Annotated in this window: 17 protein-coding genes; 8 read left to right on the top strand and 9 right to left on the bottom strand. The window is 72.9% G+C overall.

What is annotated here, in order from left to right; all coding sequences use genetic code 11:
• Window positions 1-113 precede the first annotated feature (113 nt).
• On the top strand, window positions 114-734 hold the full coding sequence (locus tag HGK34_RS06905; protein ID WP_201845848.1) for an MBL fold metallo-hydrolase: 621 nt from the start codon (window positions 114-116) through the stop codon (window positions 732-734).
• 172 nt (window positions 735-906) lie between these two features.
• On the opposite strand, the gene HGK34_RS06900 is transcribed toward HGK34_RS06905, so the two are convergent.
• On the bottom strand, window positions 907-2,325 hold the full coding sequence (locus tag HGK34_RS06900) for a cation:dicarboxylate symporter family transporter (RefSeq protein WP_201845847.1): 1,419 nt from the start codon (window positions 2,323-2,325) through the stop codon (window positions 907-909).
• Between the two features lie 132 nt (window positions 2,326-2,457).
• Here HGK34_RS06900 and HGK34_RS06895 point away from each other — a divergent pair, with 132 nt between their 5' ends.
• Window positions 2,458-4,128 (top strand): sensor histidine kinase, encoded by a 1,671-nt coding sequence (locus HGK34_RS06895; RefSeq protein WP_201845846.1) that lies wholly within the window; start codon window positions 2,458-2,460, stop codon window positions 4,126-4,128.
• On the top strand, window positions 4,125-4,847 hold the full coding sequence (locus HGK34_RS06890) for a response regulator (protein ID WP_201845845.1): 723 nt from the start codon (window positions 4,125-4,127) through the stop codon (window positions 4,845-4,847). The genes HGK34_RS06895 and HGK34_RS06890 overlap by 4 nt, the downstream gene beginning before the upstream one ends.
• Before the next feature lie 63 nt (window positions 4,848-4,910).
• Here HGK34_RS06890 and HGK34_RS06885 read toward each other — a convergent pair whose 3' ends face one another.
• Genes HGK34_RS06885 through HGK34_RS06870 form a run of 4 tightly spaced genes read right to left on the bottom strand, consistent with a single transcriptional unit; the run spans window position 4,911 to window position 10,369 of the window.
• Window positions 4,911-6,605, bottom strand: a complete 1,695-nt coding sequence (locus HGK34_RS06885; protein ID WP_201845844.1) for an NAD(P)/FAD-dependent oxidoreductase — start codon at window positions 6,603-6,605, stop codon at window positions 4,911-4,913.
• A gap of 4 nt (window positions 6,606-6,609) precedes the next feature.
• Window positions 6,610-9,030, bottom strand: coding sequence for a glycoside hydrolase family 65 protein (locus HGK34_RS06880; RefSeq protein WP_201845843.1), 2,421 nt, complete (start codon window positions 9,028-9,030; stop codon window positions 6,610-6,612).
• Window positions 9,005-9,802: an HAD family hydrolase gene (locus HGK34_RS06875; protein ID WP_201845842.1), complete on the bottom strand. Its 798-nt coding sequence runs from the start codon at window positions 9,800-9,802 to the stop codon at window positions 9,005-9,007. Before HGK34_RS06875 ends, HGK34_RS06880 begins: the two co-directional genes overlap by 26 nt.
• 36 nt (window positions 9,803-9,838) lie before the next feature.
• Complete coding sequence (locus HGK34_RS06870; protein WP_201845841.1) at window positions 9,839-10,369, bottom strand: flavodoxin family protein; 531 nt, start codon at window positions 10,367-10,369, stop codon at window positions 9,839-9,841.
• 231 nt (window positions 10,370-10,600) lie between these two features.
• Between HGK34_RS06870 and HGK34_RS06865 the strand changes: the two genes are divergently transcribed.
• The 3 genes from HGK34_RS06865 to HGK34_RS06855 all read left to right on the top strand — a co-directional run bounded on the left by HGK34_RS06865 (window position 10,601) and on the right by HGK34_RS06855 (window position 13,378).
• Window positions 10,601-11,353 (top strand): SDR family NAD(P)-dependent oxidoreductase, encoded by a 753-nt coding sequence (locus tag HGK34_RS06865; protein ID WP_201845840.1) that lies wholly within the window; start codon window positions 10,601-10,603, stop codon window positions 11,351-11,353.
• 211 nt (window positions 11,354-11,564) lie between these two features.
• Complete coding sequence (locus tag HGK34_RS06860; protein WP_244666493.1) at window positions 11,565-12,557, top strand: Acg family FMN-binding oxidoreductase; 993 nt, start codon at window positions 11,565-11,567, stop codon at window positions 12,555-12,557.
• Window positions 12,554-13,378: a universal stress protein gene (locus HGK34_RS06855; protein WP_201845839.1), complete on the top strand. Its 825-nt coding sequence runs from the start codon at window positions 12,554-12,556 to the stop codon at window positions 13,376-13,378. The genes HGK34_RS06860 and HGK34_RS06855 overlap by 4 nt, the downstream gene beginning before the upstream one ends.
• Window positions 13,379-13,556: 178 nt before the next feature.
• On the opposite strand, the gene HGK34_RS06850 is transcribed toward HGK34_RS06855, so the two are convergent.
• The 3 genes from HGK34_RS06850 to HGK34_RS06840 all read right to left on the bottom strand — a co-directional run bounded on the left by HGK34_RS06850 (window position 13,557) and on the right by HGK34_RS06840 (window position 15,896).
• On the bottom strand, window positions 13,557-13,838 hold the full coding sequence (locus tag HGK34_RS06850) for a DUF1876 domain-containing protein (RefSeq protein WP_201845838.1): 282 nt from the start codon (window positions 13,836-13,838) through the stop codon (window positions 13,557-13,559).
• A gap of 235 nt (window positions 13,839-14,073) precedes the next feature.
• The gene (locus HGK34_RS06845) at window positions 14,074-15,006 is read right to left on the bottom strand and encodes an aldo/keto reductase (RefSeq protein ID WP_201845837.1); all 933 of its coding nucleotides are present in this window, start codon (window positions 15,004-15,006) and stop codon (window positions 14,074-14,076) included.
• A complete protein-coding gene (locus tag HGK34_RS06840) occupies window positions 15,003-15,896 on the bottom strand; it encodes an aldo/keto reductase (RefSeq protein ID WP_201845836.1) in 894 nt (297 codons plus the stop codon). The genes HGK34_RS06845 and HGK34_RS06840 overlap by 4 nt, the downstream gene beginning before the upstream one ends.
• A gap of 196 nt (window positions 15,897-16,092) precedes the next feature.
• Between HGK34_RS06840 and HGK34_RS06835 the strand changes: the two genes are divergently transcribed.
• Entirely contained in the window at window positions 16,093-17,049 is a 957-nt protein-coding gene (locus HGK34_RS06835) for a LysR family transcriptional regulator (protein ID WP_201845835.1), read from the top strand.
• Window positions 17,050-17,088: 39 nt separating this feature from the next.
• Here HGK34_RS06835 and HGK34_RS06830 read toward each other — a convergent pair whose 3' ends face one another.
• A complete protein-coding gene (locus HGK34_RS06830) occupies window positions 17,089-18,003 on the bottom strand; it encodes a GntR family transcriptional regulator (protein WP_201845834.1) in 915 nt (304 codons plus the stop codon).
• Between the two features lie 163 nt (window positions 18,004-18,166).
• Between HGK34_RS06830 and HGK34_RS06825 the strand changes: the two genes are divergently transcribed.
• Window positions 18,167-19,399 (top strand): FAD-dependent monooxygenase, encoded by a 1,233-nt coding sequence (locus HGK34_RS06825; protein WP_201845833.1) that lies wholly within the window; start codon window positions 18,167-18,169, stop codon window positions 19,397-19,399.
• The last annotated feature ends 2 nt before the right edge of the window (window positions 19,400-19,401 follow it).

Genomic DNA, 19,401 nt, shown 5'->3' with positions numbered 1-19,401 from the left:
CGTGTGCGGGCGGTTTGGGACCGGTTCCGGCGGCCGCAGCCGGTGAGCCCCGCCTTTCGGCTGACCGCGTACGGAAGTGCCTCCGGCGCTGGTGCTGCGGCAGGGTGAACGCCATGAAGCTCACCAAGTTCGGGCACGCCTGCGTGCGTCTGGAGCGGGACGGCCGGGCCGTCGTCATCGACCCGGGCGCGCTGACCCCGGAGCCGGAGGCCCTGGCCGGGGCGCAGGCCGTCCTCGTCACCCACCAGCACTTCGATCACTTCGACCCGGAACGGCTGCGCGGCACCGGCGTGTCCGTCCACACGTGCGACGGTGTCGCCCGGCAGCTGGACGGGTCCGGCCTGGACGTGCACGTGGTCCACGACGGCGACACGTTCTCCGTGGCAGGCTTCCAGGTGTCGGTGGCCGGCAGCAGGCATCACTACAGCCACCCGGACGCGCCGCCGATCGACAACGTCGGGTTCCTGGTCGACGGGGAGGTCTTCCACCCCGGCGACGCACTGACGGAGGTCGAGGCACCGACGCTGCTGCTGCCCGGCCAGGCCCCGTGGCTGACCGTGCCCGCCATGGTCGACCACCTGCGCCGGATCGGTCCACGGCGCGCCTACGCCATCCACGACGGCCTGGTCAACGATTGGGGGCTGAAGGTCCTGGACGACGTCCTGGCCATGGAGGCCCGGCGGGCGGGTACCGACATCCGGCGGCTCTCCCCCGGTGAGAGCGTCGAGGTGTAGGGACCACCGCCCGGTCGTCCCGCCGCCTCGCGGACAGGTCCCGGGCGGCCCTCACACCACCGGGCAGGTCAGGTGCGCACCGGGACGGCCGTGCCGAACCACTGACACGACCGTCCCTGGAGGCGACCTCGGTCCAGCCCCCGTCGGCGCGGCGGAGGCAGGGCGAGGGGCGTCAGACCGACGTCGGCTCCGGACTCCGCTCGCGGGCGCGACCGTCGCCCTCCGCACCGTCCCCGTTCTCCCGTGGAGCCGCCGGTGCTCCACCGTCGTCGGCCGCTGCCCCGTGGACGTCCCCGACCGCCCGCTCGTCGAACGGAACCCCGCCGCGCAGCACGGCCTCCATCCGCTCCCGGTCCACCTCGCGGGTCCACGTCCCGATCACCACGGTCGCCACCGCGTTGCCCGTGAAGTTCGTCAGGGCACGGGCCTCGGACATGAAGCGGTCGATGCCGACGATGATCCCGACGCCGTCGACGAGGTCGGGGCGGTAGGTCTGCAGACCGCCCGCGAGGGTCGCGAGCCCCGCGCCGGTGACGCCCGCCGCGCCCTTGGACGCGATGATCATGAAGGCGAGCATGCCGATCTGCTCCGGCACGGTCAGGGGCGTCCCCAGCGCGGAGGCGACGAAGAGGGAGGCCATGGTCAGGTAGATCGCGGTCCCGTCGAGATTGAACGAGTACCCGGTGGGCACGGTGATGCCGACCACGGGCCGCGACACGCCGAGGTGCTCCATCTTCGCGATCAGGCGCGGCAGCGCCGCCTCGGACGACGAGGTGGACACGATCAGCAGGTACTCGCGGGCGAGGTACCTCATGAGCGAGAAGATGTTCACGCGCGCCGCGAACCAGAGCACCGTGCCGAGCACGCCGACGATGAACAGGACGCAGGTCAGGTAGAAGCCGGCCATCAGCACGGCCAGCGCCCGTACGGCGTCCCACCCGGTCTGCCCGACGACACCGGCGATGGCCCCGAAGGCGCCGATGGGCGCGACCCACAGGATCATCGTCAGCACCCGGAACACGATGGTCTGGAACACCCGGATCGCGTCGAGTGCCGGACGGCCGCGCTCACCGAGCTTCTGGATCGCGAACCCGACCAGCAGCGCCACGAACAGCGTCTGCAGCACGGACTCCCCGGTCAGGGGCGAGACCAGCGTGGCCGGGATGATGCCGAGCAGGAAGCCGGCGGTGGTGGACGCCTCGCCCTGGGCCTCGTAGCTCGCGCCGGCGACGGACAGGCCCGCGCCCGGGTGCAGCACGTTGCCCACGACCAGGCCGATGAACAGCGCGAACGTGGACATCACCAGGAAGTAGAGCAGCGCGAGGCCGCCGACACGCCCCACGGTCGCCGCCTTGGCGACCGACCCGATCCCCAGCACGATGGTGCAGAAGATCACGGGCGAGATCATCATCTTGATCAGCGCGACGAAGCCCGTGCCGAGCGGCTTGAGCGCGACGCCCGTCTCGGGCGAGGCCAGGCCGACGACCACGCCGGCCACCACCGCGACGATCACCGCGATGTACAGGTAATGGTTCTTGTCGAGCCTGGGACGCCCGGTGGTTCCCGGGCCGTTGGACGGCATCGTCGCCATCACGTTCTCCTCTCACAGCACTGTGTGGTCGCCGACAAGGGTGCGGCGCGGAGCGGGCGGACGGCCTATTGCGTACATAGTGTTCTCGCCGCGTGGCACGGGGCAGCGCCGGACCGGCGCCACAATGGACCGGTGGCACGGCGCAGAGGGGCGAGCATCGCGAGGTGGTTCCTCGCGGTGCACACGGCGCTGTTGTTCGCCGGGGCCCTCGTCGTGTTCGGGCTCCTGGCGCTGGACGCCCGCTCGTCCGCCGAGGCGCACGCGGCGCAGGAGAGCACGGACCTGGCGGCCACCGTGGCGGCGGAGGCCCTGGTGATCGACACGGTCACCACGGCGCACGCGGGCGCCACGACGGACCGTGACGGCACGGTCGCCGAGGCGTCGGCGCGGCTGCAGCCGTACGCGGAGCAGGTCATGGCGGCCACCGACATCGACTACCTGACGGTCATGGACACCGACCGGACGCGGTACACCCACCGCCACTCCCGGCAGATCGGCCGCCCGTTCATCGGGACCACGGCACCGGCGCTGCGAGGCGAGACGTTCACCGAGGTCTACGAGGGCACGCTCGGGCCGTCCGTACGCGCCGTCGTCCCCGTCGTGTCCGACGACGGCGAGGGCGTGGGCATGGTGTCGGCCGGCGTGACGCTCGACCAGTTGTGGGACAGCATCGGGCCGCGCCTGCTGATCGTGGGCACCGGGACGCTGCTGGCCTTCGGCGCGGGTGCCGCGGCGGCGTACCTGCTCGCACGCCGGCTGGACCGGATCACCGCGAGCAAGGGCTCCGAGGAGCTCGCCCGCCTGTTCGCGGCGCACGAGGCGGTGCTGCACTCCGTCGAGGAGGGCCTGCTCCTGGTGGAGGACGGCACGGTGGTCCTGGCCAACGACGAGGCGCTGCGCCTGCTCGGGATCCCGGACCTGACCGCCCCCTTCGCCATGGCCGACGGCATGCTGCCCGATGCCGTGCGGGAGGTCGTGGCAGGCAGGTCCGGACCGGCCCAGGACGGGCCGCTGCGGGTCGGCGACCGGGTGCTGCTCGTCAGCCGCGAGCGCGCGACGCACTCCGGGGGGAACCTCGGGGAGATCGTGACGCTGCGCGACCGCACCGAGCTGCAACGGGTCACGGGTGAGCTGTCCTCCGTGCGCACGATCTCCGAGGCCCTACGTGCCCAGACCCACGACTTCAGCAACCGCCTGCACACGATCGCCACGCTCATCGAGCTGGGCCGCACCGACGAGGCGCTCGGGTTCGCCGCCGCCGAGAGCGCCCTGGGGCAGCGCCTCACCGACCGCGTGGTGCAGGCCATCGAGGAGCCCGTCATCGCGGCACTCGTGCTGGGCAAGGCCGCCCAGGCGCGCGAACGCGCCGTGGAGATGCACTTCGAGACCCATCTCGCCCCCGGCACGCACTGGCTCGACCCGGTCGACGTCGTCACGATCCTGGGCAACCTGATCGACAACGCCATCGACGCGGCCGCGGCCCGCGGGGTGCCGGACGAGGCGTGGGTCGAGATCTATCTCGCGAGCGGTGACGACGGGGCTCTGGTGTTCCAGGTCTCCGACAGCGGGGCCGGCATCCCCGAGGCGGACCGAGAGCGTGTCTTCGGCCAGGGCTGGAGCACCAAGGCAGCGACGGCCGCCGGCCGCGGGTACGGCCTGACCCTGGTGCGGGAGACCGTGGAGAGCCTGGGCGGCGAGATCGAGGTGTCCGACGGCGCGGGCCTCCGTGGCGGCGCGGTCCTCACCGTCACGATCCCCCGGCCTGCCCCTCCGGGCCCCTCCGCCCCGGCGGGAGCCCCGTGATCCGCGTCCTGGTGGTGGAGGACGACCCGCGCACCGCCGAGGCACACGGCGAGTACGTCCGCCGGGTGGAGGGGTTCGAGCTGGCGGGCGTGGTGCACACCGCGAACGACGCCGTCCGGGCGCTGCACGACGCCCAGGAGGCCGGCCGGGACGTCCACCTGCTCCTGCTGGACATGAACCTGCCCGACCGGCACGGTCTCGTGCTGTGCCGGCGGCTCCGGGCCGCGGGCCTCGTGGTGGACGTCATCGCGGTGACCGCCGCCCGGGAGCTCGACGTCGTGCGCGGGGCGGTCGCCGTCGGCGTCGTGCAGTACCTCATCAAGCCGTTCGTCTTCGGGCTGTTCGCCGAGAAGCTCGGGGCGTACCGCACCTACTTCGAGCAGCTGCGCTCCCCGGTGTCGCGGCTCAGCCAGCGGGAGGTGGACACCGCGTTCGCGGCCCTGCGCACCTCCAACGCGGCCGGCCTCCCGAAGGGCCTGTCGCAGGACACGCTGGACGCCGTGTCGGACCTGCTGGCGCGGCGCACCGACGCGATGTCCGCGAGCGAGGTGGCCGACGAGCTGCGTCTGGCACGCATCACCGCGCGCCGCTACCTGGAGTTCCTCGCGGACAGCGGCGTGGTCACCCGCTCGCCCCGGTACGGGACACGCGGACGCCCCGAACTGGAGTACGCGCGCCGGCGCCCGGACCGACCGCCCGGACCGACCGGCTCGGAGTGACCGCCCCGGACCGACCGGCCCGGAGTGACGGCCCGGACCGACCGCCCCGGTGCCGTGGTCCTGTCAGACGGGCGCGCCGTACTCCTGCTCGCTCAGCCATGTCAGGTGGGCGTGCACCAGCGGCAGCACCGAGGCTCCCTCGCCGCTGGCGGACGCGACCCGCTTCATGGACCCGGCACGCACGTCGCCGACGGCGAAGACGCCCGGCAGCGTCGTCTCCAGGCTCGCGGGCGGGCATCCGTCGGCCCAGGACTCGCGCGGCGTGTCGCGGCCGGTGAGCACGAACCCGTGCTCGTCGAGCGCGAGACCGCCCGGCAGCCAGGAGCAGTCCGGCTCGGCCCCGAGCATGCAGAACAGCCCCTCGGCCATCCGCAGCGTGACCGACCCCGAGTCCAGGTCCTGGAACCGCAGCCATCGCAGCCACCCGTCGCCGCCGCCGTCGGCCACGACGGTGCGGGCCAGCAGCGAGATGTTCGGCGTCGCCTCGATCTCCCGCACCAGGTAGTCCGACATGGTCTCGGCCAGGCCGGCCCGCCGGACGACCATCGTCACCGACCCCGCGAACTTGGCCAGGTGCACCGCCGCCTGCCCGGCGGAGTTGCCGCCGCCCACGACGTACACGTCGCGGTCCGCCATCTCACGGGCCATCGACGTCGCGGCGCCGTAGTACACCCCGGCGCCGACCAGGTCGTCGATCCCCTCCACGCCGAGTCGCCGGTAGGCGACCCCGGTGGCCAGCACGACGGTGCGCGCGCACATCTGCGCGCCGTCGACGTGCACGTGGTGGTGCCGGGGTTCGTCCGCCGGCCCCGGCTCGATGCGTGCCGCGGCGCGGCCGGTGTAGAACCGCGCGCCGAACCGGCCCGCCTGCACGCGGGAGCGCTGGGCCAGCCGCATCCCGGAGATGCCGCGCGGGAACCCGAGGTAGTTGCGGATCATGGAGCTCGATCCGGCCTGTCCCCCGATCGCGTCCCGTTCGAGAACGATGGTGGCCAGGCCCTCGGACGCGGCATAGACCGCGGCCGCGAGGCCGGCGGGCCCGGCGCCGATCACGACGACGTCGGCGATGGAGCCGTCAGGGATCGAGTCGAACCCTCCGTAGATCGCCTCCGTCACTGCCGCCGGGGTCGCCCCGGTGATGATCCGCCCGTTGTACGCCCGCACGACCGGCAGCTGCGCGCCGGAGCCGGCCTCTTCCAGGACGGCCCGCGCGTCCTCGTGCAGCGGGTCGAGCCGGCGGTTGGGGATGCCCAGGCGTTCGAGCAGGTCGTGGACCGCCCCTGCCTGCCGGTCGCCCTCGGGGGCGACGACGTCGACCGCGGTGACGGTGGGGCGGGACACCGACCAGCCCCACTCCGAGAGGAGCTCGACCAGCGCCGTGTGGAACTCCTCGTCGCGCTCTCCGCGAGGGATGCCGACGAACGTGTCCATGTCGCGTCGCAGGGTGGCGGCCCGCAGGCCGTCCACGGCGTCCGTGTACTCGGCGACCGGCACCAGCGCGACACGGCGGGCCGTGGCCACCACGGCCGGGACCTGGTGCAGCAGCGTGACGGCGTCGCTGTCGGACAGCCGGTACTCGGAGGCGACCATGGCGACCGGGACGTCACCTGCCACGAGGTCGCGAAGCGCCTCCAGGGCTGCGGTGGCCGATCCCACGCACTCGATCCGGTAGTCGCGGTCGTAGCGCGCCCGGAACTCGGCCTCGATCTCGTCGGCATGCGCGCCTCCGACGAGGAGGATCACGGGGTGGACGTCCATGGGGTCAGCGTAGTTGCGGCCGGTGGGGCCGCGGCGCCTCACGGGAGGGAACCTCCCAGGTCTCCCCCGGCGCCAGAACGTGTTCCCGGCCGAAGACGGCGACCGTGAGCGGCAGCTGCGGCGAGCGGGCCATGCCGATGCGCACGCGGTCGTGGGTGCATCTCACGGTGATGCCCCAGTGGTCCCTGAAGCGCAGGCGAAGGTCCAGGGTGCCGAGCTCCGCGGGGTGGCGGGGGGCCAGCCGCAGCACGCCGCCGGTGATGTCCAGGCCCGTGTAGCAGCGCTGGAGGAGGTCGATGGTCCCGGCCATCGCGCCGAGGTGGACCCCCTCGGGGGTCGTTCCTCCCTGCACGTCCGCGATGTCGCTGTCGAGAGCCTCGCGGAAGAACCTCCAGGAGGCACGCCGGTCCCGGCTGGCCAGCACCCACGCGTGCACCACGGCGCTCAGGGTCGAGCCGTGACTGGTACGTGCCAGGTAGTAGTTCACTGTGCGGTTCAGCGCGGCGGCGTCGAAGTCGTAGCCGAGCGAGGCCAGCGTCTCCAGCACCCCGTCCTCACCGAGGAGGAACACCAGCATCAGGACGTCGGCCTGCTTGGACGCCTGGTAGCGGTTGACCGAGTCGCCCTCCGCCTCCAGGATGCGGTCGAGCCGCCGGATGGCGCCGTAGCGCGCCCGGTAGGCGGCCCAGTCCAGCTCCGCGAGCCGGTCGTAGCCCTCGAACTGGCTGATCACGCCGTCGCCGTGGAACACGACCCGCATCCGGCGGCTGATCCGGTCGAACAGGCCGGTCTCCCCCTCCTCCAGCCGGAGCCGGTGACGCAGCGCGCGGGACTCCCGCTCGGGCAGCGCGTCGAGGGCCTCCAGGGCATACCTGAGCACCCGGGCGACCATGACGTTGGTGTAGGCGTTGTTGTCGATCCCGGGGCGTTCGGCGTCCGGGTAGCCGTCGTGGTACTCGTCCGGGCCCACCACGCCGCGGATGTCGTACCGGTCGTCGGCCTCGTCGTGCGTCATGAGGCTGCACCAGAACCGCGCGATCTCGACGAGCATCTCCACGCCGTGGTCGTACATGAAGGTCAGGTCGCCGGTGGCCTGGTAGTACTGCCAGACGTTGTGCGCCACGGCGATGCCCACGTGCCGCTGCAGGTCGGTGTGGTCCTCGATCCACCGGCCCGACGCCGGGTTGAGGTGCATCCGGGGCGTCTCGTCCCGGCCGTCGCTGCCGCTCTGCCACGGGTACATCGCGCCCCGGTACCCGGCGTCGGCCGCCGCCCGCCGGGCCCGTGGCAGGCGCCGCCACCGGTACATCAGCAGCGAGCGGGCGGTCCGGGGGAATCGCAGCAGCAGGAACGGGAAGACGAACAGCTCGTCCCAGAACACGTGCCCCCGGTAGGCCTCCCCGTGCAGGCCGCGCGCGGGCATGCCGACGTCGAGGTGTGCGGTGTGCTCGGACAGCGTCTGCAGCAGGTGGAAGACGTACAGGTCCAGGGCCCGCTGCGGTTCGCCCGGGACGGCGACACGGCTCACCTGCCACAGGCGCTCCCAGGCGAAGGCGTGCTCCGCCACGAGCTCCTCGAAGCGCGGGAGGCGGGCGGCGTGCCGGCGGGCGGCGTACAGCGACTCGGAGATGGCCCGGTCCTGCGAGGTGTACATCGCCACGCGCTTCTCGACCGTGACGGGGACGCCCTCGGTCAGCTCGGCACGGAACCGGAGCGTGGCCTGGCCGGCGGTCCGCTCGAACGTCATCGCCGGTGTCTGCCCCGCCCCGGTGACCACCATCGCCGCCGCCTGCGCGATCCGGATCTGCGACGTGGCGGTACGCACCTGCAGCCAGGCGACGCGCTCCTCCTTGTCGTACCCCTCCACGACGGGCACCAGGTGGCGTCCGTCCAGGTCCCGGTACCGCGCCACGCCCGAGTTGGTCACCCGCCCGTCGAGGCTCGCGCGCACCTCCAGCGAACCGGACCAGTTCTCCGCCACGAACGTGGTCTCCAGCGCGGCGACATGCTGGTCGTGCATGGACACCACCCGCCGCTGGGTCACGGCGAGCACCCGGCCGGCCGGGTCGCGGAAGCGCGTGCGGCGGACCAGGACGCCCCGGCGGGTGTCAAGCTCCTGGCGGTGCTCCAGCACCTCGCTCCCGGTGAGGGTCAGCCAGTCCTGGCCCGGCGTGCGGAAGGTGAGCGGCAGCCAGTTCGGGGCGTTGACCAGGTCCTCGTTCTCCACCTCACGACCGTCCACCTCGGACGTCAGTCGGTCGTAGCAGCCGGCGAGGTAGGTCCCGGGATAGTGCACGTCTCCGGCCGGCGACTCCGGGGCCGCGCCCCGCGTCGCCACGTATCCGTTGCCGAGGGTGCACAGCGCCTCACGCAGTCCCTCGGCCTCCGGGTCGAAGCCCTCATACGAGAGGGTGGCGTGCTCCATGGTGCCTCCCTACCAGGGTGAGTTCGGCGAGGTCGCGCACCACGACGTCCGCGCCGCGGCCGGCCAGGTCCTCGCGCAGCCGGCCCTGCCGGTCGACGCCGACCACGGACCCGAACCCGCCGCGCCGGCCGGCCTCGACGCCGACCAGCGAGTCCTCGACCAGCGCGCACCGGCCGGGTGGGACGGCCAGGCGCCGCGCCGCTTCCTGGAACAGGGCCGGATCGGGCTTGCCCGGCAGGTCCAGCCGCGCCGCGTCGACGCCGTCGACCCGGACGTCGACCAGGCCGTCCACGCCCGCCGCGTGCAGCACCGCGCCGCAGTTGCGGCTCGCCGAGACCGCTGCGATGCCCGCACCCCGATCCCTCAGCTCGCGCAGGAGCGTCACCGTGGAGGGAAAGGCCCGCACCCCGTGCTCCGCGACCTCTTCGAGGAAGTACCCGGTCTTGCGGTCGAGAAGGGCCTCCAGCGAGCCGGCGCCCTCCCGTTCGGGCAGCACGATCCCGCGCGAGGCGAGGAACGTGCGGGCGCCGTCCGCGCGCGACCGGCCGTCGACGAACCGCAGGTAGTCCGACCCGATGTCGAACGGCGCCGTGCGGGTGTCTTCGCGCCGTCCGCCGTCGCGCCGGTCACGATCCCTGTCCCCGAGGATCTCGTCGAAGGCCCGCTTCCAGGCGGCGGCGTGCACCCGGGCGGTGTCGGTGATGACACCGTCCGTGTCGAGAACGACGGCGTCCAGGACGCCGAGGTCCAGGGTGGCGAGCGCCGTCGTCATGTCCGCCTCCTTCGGCCGGCACGCTGCCGGCGCGGGTCAGTACGTCAGCCCGCCGGAGCTGGTCGCCGTGGCCCGGGTGCCCAGCGTCTTGCCCCACTGCCGGGCACGGTCGAGCTCGCCCTCGGCCAGCGGGCCCTGGACGTCGGTGACACGGAAGCTCGCGGGAGCGACGACGATCCGGTAGCCCAGCCGCGCCAGCCTGCGCCCGGCCGCCCGCGCCGCCGAGCCGGTGATGTACGACGTCACGCGCGTGTCGAACGTGGCGGCGTCGGCGCCGGTCACCGATCCGGGCAGGGCACCGAGCCATTCACGGATGCCGTGGTGCCGGGAGATCACGTCGCTCGTCATCCCGGCGGCGTCGCGGCGGGTCGAGGGCCACGACATGCCGAAGGCGTGCGTGGGACCGCCCACGACGAGCAGGGTCACGTCGCTGGGCACGACGTCGGGTGCGGCCCCCACCTCGACGACGTCGGTGGGCATCGAGGCACGGATGCCCGCTCCGATCACCTGGGCCAGCGCCTCCGTATTCCCGAACATCGACTCATAGATCACCAGTGCGCGTACCACGTTCTCGCCTCCCTCGACGGCGCCTCGGCTCTTCCTCGGCTCACTGGTACCACCTTTGACGGCAGGTCGGCCGCGGGTCAGAGCCGTCGGTCCCGCGCACATGGGCCTTTCGGCCCCTGCCCGGCCGGCGCCCGCGCGCGAAGACTCGAAGGAGTGCCGGAACGGTCTCCGGCGCGGGGCCGGGGACCCGGCCGAGACCCACGACGCGACTTCCGGGAGGAGTGGACGACCATGGATCGACTGCGCGAGAGGACGGCACTGGTCACAGGGGGTGCCAGCGGCATCGGCCGGGCCATCGCCCTGCGGTTCGCCGAGGAGGGGGCCGCGGTGCTCGTCACCGACGTCCAGGACGACGCCGGCGAGAAGGTCGCCGCCGAGATCCGCGGAGAGGGCGGCCGGGCCCTGTTCCTGCATCACGACGTGGCCGACGAGGATGCGTGGGCCGCCGTGGTGGAGCGCGCCGTGGCCGAGTTCGGCGGGCTCGACGTCCTGGTCAACAACGCCGGGATCGGCGGCCTCGGCACCATCGAGGACACGACCCTGGAGCAGTACGAGCACACGGTCTCGGTGGACCAGACCGGGGTGTTCCTGGGCACGAGGGCCGCCGCGGAGCATCTCAAGTCCTCCGGCCACGGCTCGGTGGTCAACATCAGCTCGATCTTCGGCACCAGCGGCGGCTTCGGCACGTCACCGGCCTATCACGCCGCCAAGGGCGCCGTGCGCACGCTGACCAAGAACGTCGCGATCGCGTGGGCCCGTGACGGGGTGCGTGTCAACTCGATCCACCCGGGCTTCATCGACACCCCGATCCTCGACCAGGCACGCGGCACCGACTTCGAGACCATGATGCTCGACGTGACGCCCATGGGACGTCTGGGCCGCCCCGAGGAGATCGCGGCGGCCGCGGCCTTCCTCGCGAGCGACGACGCGTCCTTCGTCACGGGGGCCGAGCTCTACGTCGACGGTGGCTACATCGCGCGGTGAGCCGCTCCGGCCGGGTGCGCCACGGGAGGTCACGCCCGCGCGCACAGGGGCCTTGGTCCCTGGGCGGCAGGACGAAGGGCGCCGAGAAGAGGCCCTGTTGCCCTGGCGACCCGGACGGCCGGGTGATGTTCTGAGCCGTAGGCACACGAGCAGTTCGCGGCGGGTGCGGTGACGATGCGTACCTGCCGGACCAGCGACGAGGGAGACAACGATGAACAACGTCGATGCACGGGTGGAGAGAATCCTGCAGGCGGCCAGCTGGGCGCCGAGCGTCTACAACACCCAGCCCTGGCAGGTGGACGTCACGGGCAGCCTGCTGACCCTCCGTGCCGATCCGTCCAGGCAGCTGCGGCACAGCGACCCGCAGGGCCGCGAGATGCTGATCAGCTGCGGGGCGTTCTTGTTCAACGCGCGGGCGGCGGCCCGCCGGGAATCGCTGGTCGCGGTCGCCCGTGTGCTGCCCGATCCGGACGACGAGCACCTCGTCGCCGAGGTCTCCCTCGAGCCGGGCAGCGACCCGAGCAGCGACGAGCTCGAGCTGTCGGTCGCGATCACCCGGCGGTCGACGTCACGTGAGCCGTTCGCCGACGAACCCCTGCCCACGGACGTCCTGGCCGCCATCCAGGCGGCCGCCCACACGGAAGGCGCCCGGCTCCGGCTCATCCAGCCCAGCGACCCGGTGCGCCAGGAGGTCACCGGTCTCGTGCGCCGTGCCGAGGAACTCGCCGCCGAGGACCCCGCCGCGCGCGCCGAGGAGGAAGCCTGGACCGCGATCACGGCCGACCGGCACGACGGCATCCCCCAGGGGCTCCTCGGTCCCGTCCCGGACTCCGACGACGCGCCGGTCCGGCACTTCCTCGCCGGCCAGGGCAGCGCACACTTCGAGCAGCGCTCGACGATGGCCGTCCTGGCGACACCGGGTGACTCGCCCCGGGACTGGGTGGCGGCGGGTCAGGCCCTGGAGCACGCCCTGCTGACGGGCACCACGTACTTCGTCCGTGCGTCGTTCGCCACGACCGTCCTGGAGAACCCCACCACCCGCCACGACCTGCGCAGGGCACTGTCGCTCGACTCGTTCCCGCAGATGCTCATGCGGCTGGGCACGAGCGCCGCACAGGAGCACGCACCGCGCCGCAGCGTCGACGACCTGGCCACCGCGGGCGGGCCGGGAGGTGACGACAGGTCGAGGGACACGTCGTCATGAGCGGCGCCGCACCCGGGGTCGTGGTCGCCGTCGACGGTCGCCGCACCGCCGGAGCGATCCGTTACGCGATCCAGGAGGCACGCGCCCGCGGCACCGGCGTGCGGCTGGTCCATGTGCTGAGCGACCACGGGTGCCCGTCGCACGAGATCATGGATCCGGGCATGTCGCAGACCTGCGCCGACGCCACCGACGTCACGTTCGACTGGCTGCTCGAACGGGGCTCGCGCACGGCGGAACTGGTCGAGACGACGACGGCCGCCGGCCTCCTCGTGCTGGGCCGCCTCCCGCGCGAGGACACCGGGAAGCCCGTCCTGGGTGCCGTGACCACCGAGGTCGCGGCCCGGGCGACGGGTCCCGTCGTGGTGGTCCCGGCCGACTGGCAGGGCCTGAGGTACCGCCGCGTCGTCGCCGGGGTCAAGTCCTGCGCCTACTCCGGGAAGTTGCTCGCGACCGCGTTCTCGGCCGCCGACACGCAGCACGCGGTCCTGCGGGTCGTCCACGCACGCGGGCACGTCGGCGAGGAGACGATGCGCCTGGAGGCGCTCGTCCGCGACTGGTCGGCCGCCTTCCCGGACGTCGCCGTGGAGACCTCGTTCCCCTCCGGGGATGCGGCCCCCGCCCTCGTTCGGGCCGCGCTCGACGCCGACGTCGTGCTGGTCGCCCGGCACCACCGGGACCTGCGGCACCTGGCCCGCCTCGGCCCGGTGCCGCGAGCGGTTCTCGCTGCCGCCGACACGCCCGTCGAGGTGGTCCCGCTCGGCGGCGCTCCGGTGAACGCCCCGGTCGCGCCCGCCCGGTCCAGGACCATCCTGCAGGACTGACGCACCTCTATCCGGTCTCCCGCCGGCATGCGACGCCGGCATGCGACGCCGGCATGCGACGCCGGCATGCGACCGGCCGTGCCACGCGCCCCGAACGCGCGGCACGGCCGGTCATCCCCCTGCCACTCCCCACCACGCGCCGCACCCGAAGGCCCACCTACGGCGCGCGCCAGGGACGTCATCTGCGCAGATGGATCGACTGGTGCTCGATCTGGGAGATGTCGTCCGACGTCACCCGCAGGAGCTGGTCCGCCAGGTCACGCAGGGCACGCGCCGTGGCGAGTTCCTCGCCGATCTCCGGGACCTCCGGGTCGTCCGGGTTGCGCCGGGCCGTCCCGCGGCTCTCCAGCGAGGTTCCGCTCGACGTCGTGAGCACGGCGTGGGCCGTGGTCTCGGTGCCCTCGGTCTCGATGTCGTCGGCGTCGAAGAGCTGGACGACGACGTTCCACGTGTGGGCCATGGCGATGCTCCTGTCGGTCGGTGCCTCCCCGCCTCGGACGGCGAGCCTGCACCCCAGCGTTCCTCGCCACCAGGCCGCCCGGCCAGGGACCAACGGTCCTCGGCCGCGGGACCGAGGACACCCACGGCGGCCCCACCACTGCCGCCACGGATGCCGGCGTCCCGGGACGCGGGGCCGGCCGCCCCCGTCCCGGGACGGCCGTCCCCGCGTCACCAGGGCACGGGCCCCGGGCAGCTCAGGGGACGAGATGACCCGCCGCGCGGAACAGCTCGTACCACTCGGCCCGCGTCAGCGGCACCTCGGACCCCTGCGCGGCGCCCGCGACCCGCTCGGGCGTCGTGGTGCCGAGCACCACCTGCATCCCGGCCGGGTGACGCGTGATCCAGCCCGTCGCGATCGCGATGGGCGGGACGTCGTACCGCTCGGCGAGGCGGTCGATGACGGCGTTCAGCTCCGCGAACTGCGAGGACCCGAGGAACGTCCCGGTGAAGAACCCCGCCTGGAACGGCGACCACGCCTGGACCGTGATGTCGTTCAGCCGGCAGTAGTCGAGCACTCCGGCGTCCCGGCTGGTCGACTGGTCCAGGCCCACCATGTTGGCCGCGACGCCCTGGGCCACGATCGCGGCATGCGGCAGCGACAGCTGCAGCTGGTTGGCGACGATCGGCTGGGACACGGCCCGGCGCAGCAGCTCGATCTGTCCGGGCGTGTGGTTCGAGACGCCGAACGCCCGCACCTTGCCGGCCGCCGACAGGTCGTCGAACGCTCGCGCGACCTCCTCCGGCTCCACCAGCGCGTCGGGCCGGTGCAGCAGGAGAATGTCCAGGTAGTCCGTGTCGAGCGCCTGGAGCGATCCCTCGACCGAGTTCACGATGTGCTCGTAGGAGAAGTCGAAGTACGGCCCGTCGCGCACGATGCCGCACTTGGTCTGGATCACCAGCCGCTCACGCTCGGACGGCGTCAGCCGCATCGCCTCGGCGAAGCGCCGCTCGCACCCGTGCAGCTCGGAGCCGTAGACGTCGGCGTGGTCGACGAAGGTGATGCCCTCGTCGAGCGCGGTGTGCACGAGGGTGCGCACCTCGTCGTCGGACTTCTCCTGGATACGCATCAGGCCGAGCACGACGTTCGGCGCGACGATGTCCGTACCGGGAAGGGTGAAGGTCTTCATCGGGCCACCTCCGCGGTGCGCTCGCCGGATCCGCGCAGCCGCGCGATCTCGTCGTCGGTCAGCACGAGGTCGGCCGCCTGGACCGAGTCCCTGATCGACTCCGGCCGCGAGGCGCCGGGGATCGGGACGACGACGGGCGCCAGCGCCAGCTCCCAGGCCAGCGCCACCCGGAACGGGCTCACGCCCCGTTCCCGGGCGATCTCGCCGAAGGGCGCGAAGTCCGCGCCCAGCTCACCGGAGCGGGCCAGGGCGATGCCGCCGAGCGGGCTCCAGGGCAGGAAGGCGATGCCCAGCTCGGCGCACAGCTCCAGCTCCGGCAGCGACGAGCGGAAGCGTGGCGAGAACTGGTTCTGCACGGAGACCAGCCGTCCGCCGAGGATCTCGTTGGCCTCGCGGATCTGGTCCGGGTTCGCGTTCGAGATGCCCGCCATCCGGATGACGCCCTCGTCGAGCAGGTCGCGGACGGCGCCGACCGAGTCGGCGTACGGGACCGCCGGGTCGGGCCGGTGGAACTGGTACAGGCCGATGGCCTCGACGCCGAGCCGCCGGGCGGACTCCTTCGCGGCCTGCTTGAGGTAGGCGGGGTCGCCGTTCTGCGTCCAGGAACCGTCGCCCGGGCGCAGGTGGCCGCCCTTGGTGGCGACCAGGACGTCATCGGTGGACGAGCCGTAGGTGCGCAGCGCCGTGGCGATGAGCTCCTCGTTGTGGCCCACCTCGTCGGCCTCGCGGTGATAGGCGTCGGCGGTGTCGATGAGGGTGACGCCCGCATCGAGCGCGGCGTGGATGGTGGCGATCGACCGGGTGGTGTCGGGGCGGCCCTCGATGGACATCGGCATCGCGCCGAGGCCGATCGCGCCCACCTGCTGGTCACCGATGCTGCGGGTCTGCATCGTGGTACGTCTCCTTTGCCATACGGGTTGGTCGTGCGGGGTGGCCGGCCCGCGGGCCGGCCGGGTGGTCGTCGTGCTCGCACTGCGGATCGCCCTGCGGGCCGAGCGACACGGCACCGCCCGTCCTGACAGTAGAGAGCGGTAACCTAGAAGTCCAACAACTCCAACTCATGACTCTCAGAAGAAGGATCGATCAATGGAGCTGCGACAGCTTGCGTACCTCGTCACACTGGCCGAGGAGCGCCAGTTCACCCGGGCCGCGGAACTGACCGGCGTGTCCCAGTCGGGACTCTCCGCCGCCATCCGCAGCCTCGAGGAGGAGCTGGGCACCAAGCTGTTCCACCGCACCACCCGCAAGGTCGAACCGACCGAGGCCGGCTCGGCGCTCCTGCCCTACGCCCGTTCCATGCTCGGTCAGGCCGCCGCTGCGCGAGACGCCGTCGTGCACCTCTCCCACGAGCTGTCGGGGCAGCTGCGGGTGGGCGCCGAGCAGTGCCTCGGCATCGTCGACGTACCCACAGTGCTGGAACGGTTCCATCGCCGCCACCCGCGCGTCGAGGTCGAGTTCCTCCAGGCCGGCTCCGGCGACCTCCTGGCCGCGATCCGCGAGCGCCGGATCGACGTCGCGTTCGTCGCCGGGGCGGAGCAGGCAGGGTCGCTGTCCGGTGTGCGGCTCGGGCACGAGCCGCTGGTCGCGGTGCTGCCGTCCGCGCATCCTCTGGCTTCTCGCACGTCGGTCGGGCACGACGAGCTCGCGCGCGAGAGCTTCATCGACTTCCACCCGTCCTGGGGCGTGCGGCAGCTCAACGACCTGGCGTTCGAGGCGCGCCGGGTGCACCGCCGGGTGCGTTTCGCGGTGAACGACGTCCACACGCTGCTCGACCTGGTCACCCGCGGCCTCGGGGTCGCGGTCGTCCCTCGGCATGTCGCGGCCAAGCCGCAGGCGTCGACGCTGGTCAAGGTGCCGCTGCGTGGGGACGTGGGCCTGGAGTGGGTGGTTTCCGTGGTCACGGCGCCGTCGGCGGCGGACTCCCCCGCGCCGCACCTGGTCGAGCTGGTCCGGGACGTGCCTGCCTGCCGTGAGGCCGGCGCGGAGGTGACGAGTGAGGTGGCGAGTGAGGTGGCGAGTGAGGTGGCGGCCGTCGCCGAGTAGGCGATCCCGCGGCGCGCGGTGGCCGGGCGGCCCTGCCCGCTAGAGGAAGGCCTCGTAGCCGTCGAGCAGTCGTGCGAGCCCGAACTCGAACAGCGAGTCCTGGGTGAGGTCGATCTCGGTCCGGATCGCTTCGGCGAGATGTTCGTGGCGGCGCGGGTCGACCACGCGCCGCAGCGCGGGCTTGGCGCGCTCCATCCACTCCTCGTCGGAGATGCCGGAGTCCTGCCGTGCCTGAAGGGTGGGTTCCAGGCTCACCCCGACCCCGCGCACGAACTGGAAGAGCACGACCGTCAGGTGCATGCGCGCCTCCGTGTCGAGCCGGCGGCCGGACGGCGCGTCGCCGAAGGCGCGCAGGAGCGCATCGGTGAACAGCATCCCGTTCGGCGTGGCCTGCGGCCGCGTCACCGACATCGCGTGCGCGGCCCACGGGTGGACCTGGAACATCGCCCAGAGCGTTCGCGCGCAGGCCTCTGCGACCTGGCGCCAGCCGCCGGGCCCCGGCTCGGGCGGCGGGAACCGGCCGTACACGGCGTCCAGCATGCGGGTGACGAGGTCGTCGCGACCGGTGACGTGCCGGTAGACGGACATCGTGGGCAGGCCGACGTCCGCGGCGATGCGCCGCATCGTCAGCCCGCCCAGGCCCTCGGCGTCGGCCAGCCGCACGGCGGCATGCACGACGTCGGTGGTGGTGACGGCGTGCGCCGGTGGACCGCCCCGGGCGGTCCCGGACCGGCGGCGTGCGGCGTCACCGACGACGACGGTCCCGACCCCGCGCCGGGGTTCGACCAGTCCGCGCCGTCGCAGTTCCGACAGCGCGTGCGTCGCCGTCGCCATCGCGACGCCGTGGTCGGCCACGATGCGGCGGGTCGAGGGCACGCGGTCGCCCGGGGCGAGGTCGCCGGAGCGGATCAGCCCCTCGATGCGGTCGGCGATGCGCTCGTAGGCGGCGGTCATCGGGCTCCTCCCGGTCGGTGCACTGGTGCACCACCCTGCCGGAGGTACCGTCCCGAGGTAGTGCACTACCACCGTACTACCTGTTGCTGGCTGCGATGGCGTGCTCGTTCGTACGGTGTACTCAACCGGGCGACAGGGCTCGGCGGAACCAGGAGGCATCCTCATGACCCGAATCCTCGTCGTCGGCGCCGGTGTTGCCGGCGAAGCCCTTGCCGCGCGGCTGCGGCACCATGCGATCGACGTGACGATCGTCGAGCGCGCTCCCGGCCCGCGTCCCGGCGGGCAGGGCATCGACATCCGAGGCGCGGCCCGCGAGGTGATCGACCGGATGGGCCTGACCCGGCAGGTCCGCGCCGCGCACACCGGTGTGCGGGGGATCCGGCAGGTCGACGCCGCGGGCCGCGTCCGCGTGGAGATGCCGGCGGACGCGGTCGGCCATTCGGGCGGGATCGTCGCCGACCTGGAGATCCTGCGCAGCGACCTGGTGCGGATCCTGGCCGCAGCCGCCGGTCACGACGTCGCCTCCGGTGGGGTCGAGCGTGTCTTCGGCGACACCGTCACGAGCCTGGCGGAACGGTCCGACGGCGTCGACGTGACCTTCGCGCGGTCCGCACCCCGCCGGTTCGACGCCGTGGTGGGGGCGGACGGCGTGTTCTCCGCCGTCCGCCGTCTGATGTTCCCCGAGGCCCGGCTGATCGACAGCGGGTACCACCGCGCGGTGTTCACCATGTCCGGCGGGCCCGACCTCGACGGCTGGGAGCTCATGTACTCGATGCCGGCCGGCAACGGCACCACGGGAGGGCGCAACGTGCTGCTCTACCCGACCCGCGACTCCGCGCGGGCGATGGTGCACTTCGCGTGCCCGCCGATGGAGTACGACCGGCACGACGTCGAGGAGCAGAAGCGCATCGTCGACCGGGTGCTGGCCGGCGAGAGCTGGCACGTGCCGCAGGTGCGTGCCGCCCTGCACGACGCCCCGGACTTCTACTTCGACCGGCACGGCCGTGTCGAGACCCCGTGGCGTCGCGGACGAGTGGTTCTGCTCGGCGATGCGTGCGCTGCCGGCTCGGTGGGCATGGGCACGACGATCGCGCTGGTGGGAGCGTACGTGATGGCCGGTGAGCTGGCGCGGCGTCCTGGCGACCCCCGTTCGGCCTTCGCCGCCTACGAGGAGCGTGTCCGCCCGTACGCGCACGCCAACAGTGCGCCGCTGCCCGGCGGGACCAAGGCCTTCCTGCCGGCCACGCGCCGGGCGATCCGCACCGGGCAGACCGTGACGCGCTGGCTCCTGCGCACCCCGCTCGCCGGCCCGATGATGGGCGGGATCGACAAGCGGACCGGTGCCATCGAGCTCCCCGAGTACGACGGGACCGTCGGCGCGGCACCCGTGCGGTGACC

This window comes from Myceligenerans indicum, from assembly GCF_016742955.1.
GTDB lineage: Bacteria > Actinomycetota > Actinomycetes > Actinomycetales > Cellulomonadaceae > Myceligenerans > Myceligenerans indicum.
Note: the sequence above shows the minus strand (reverse complement) of the source record. Positions and strands in the feature narration are given on the sequence as shown.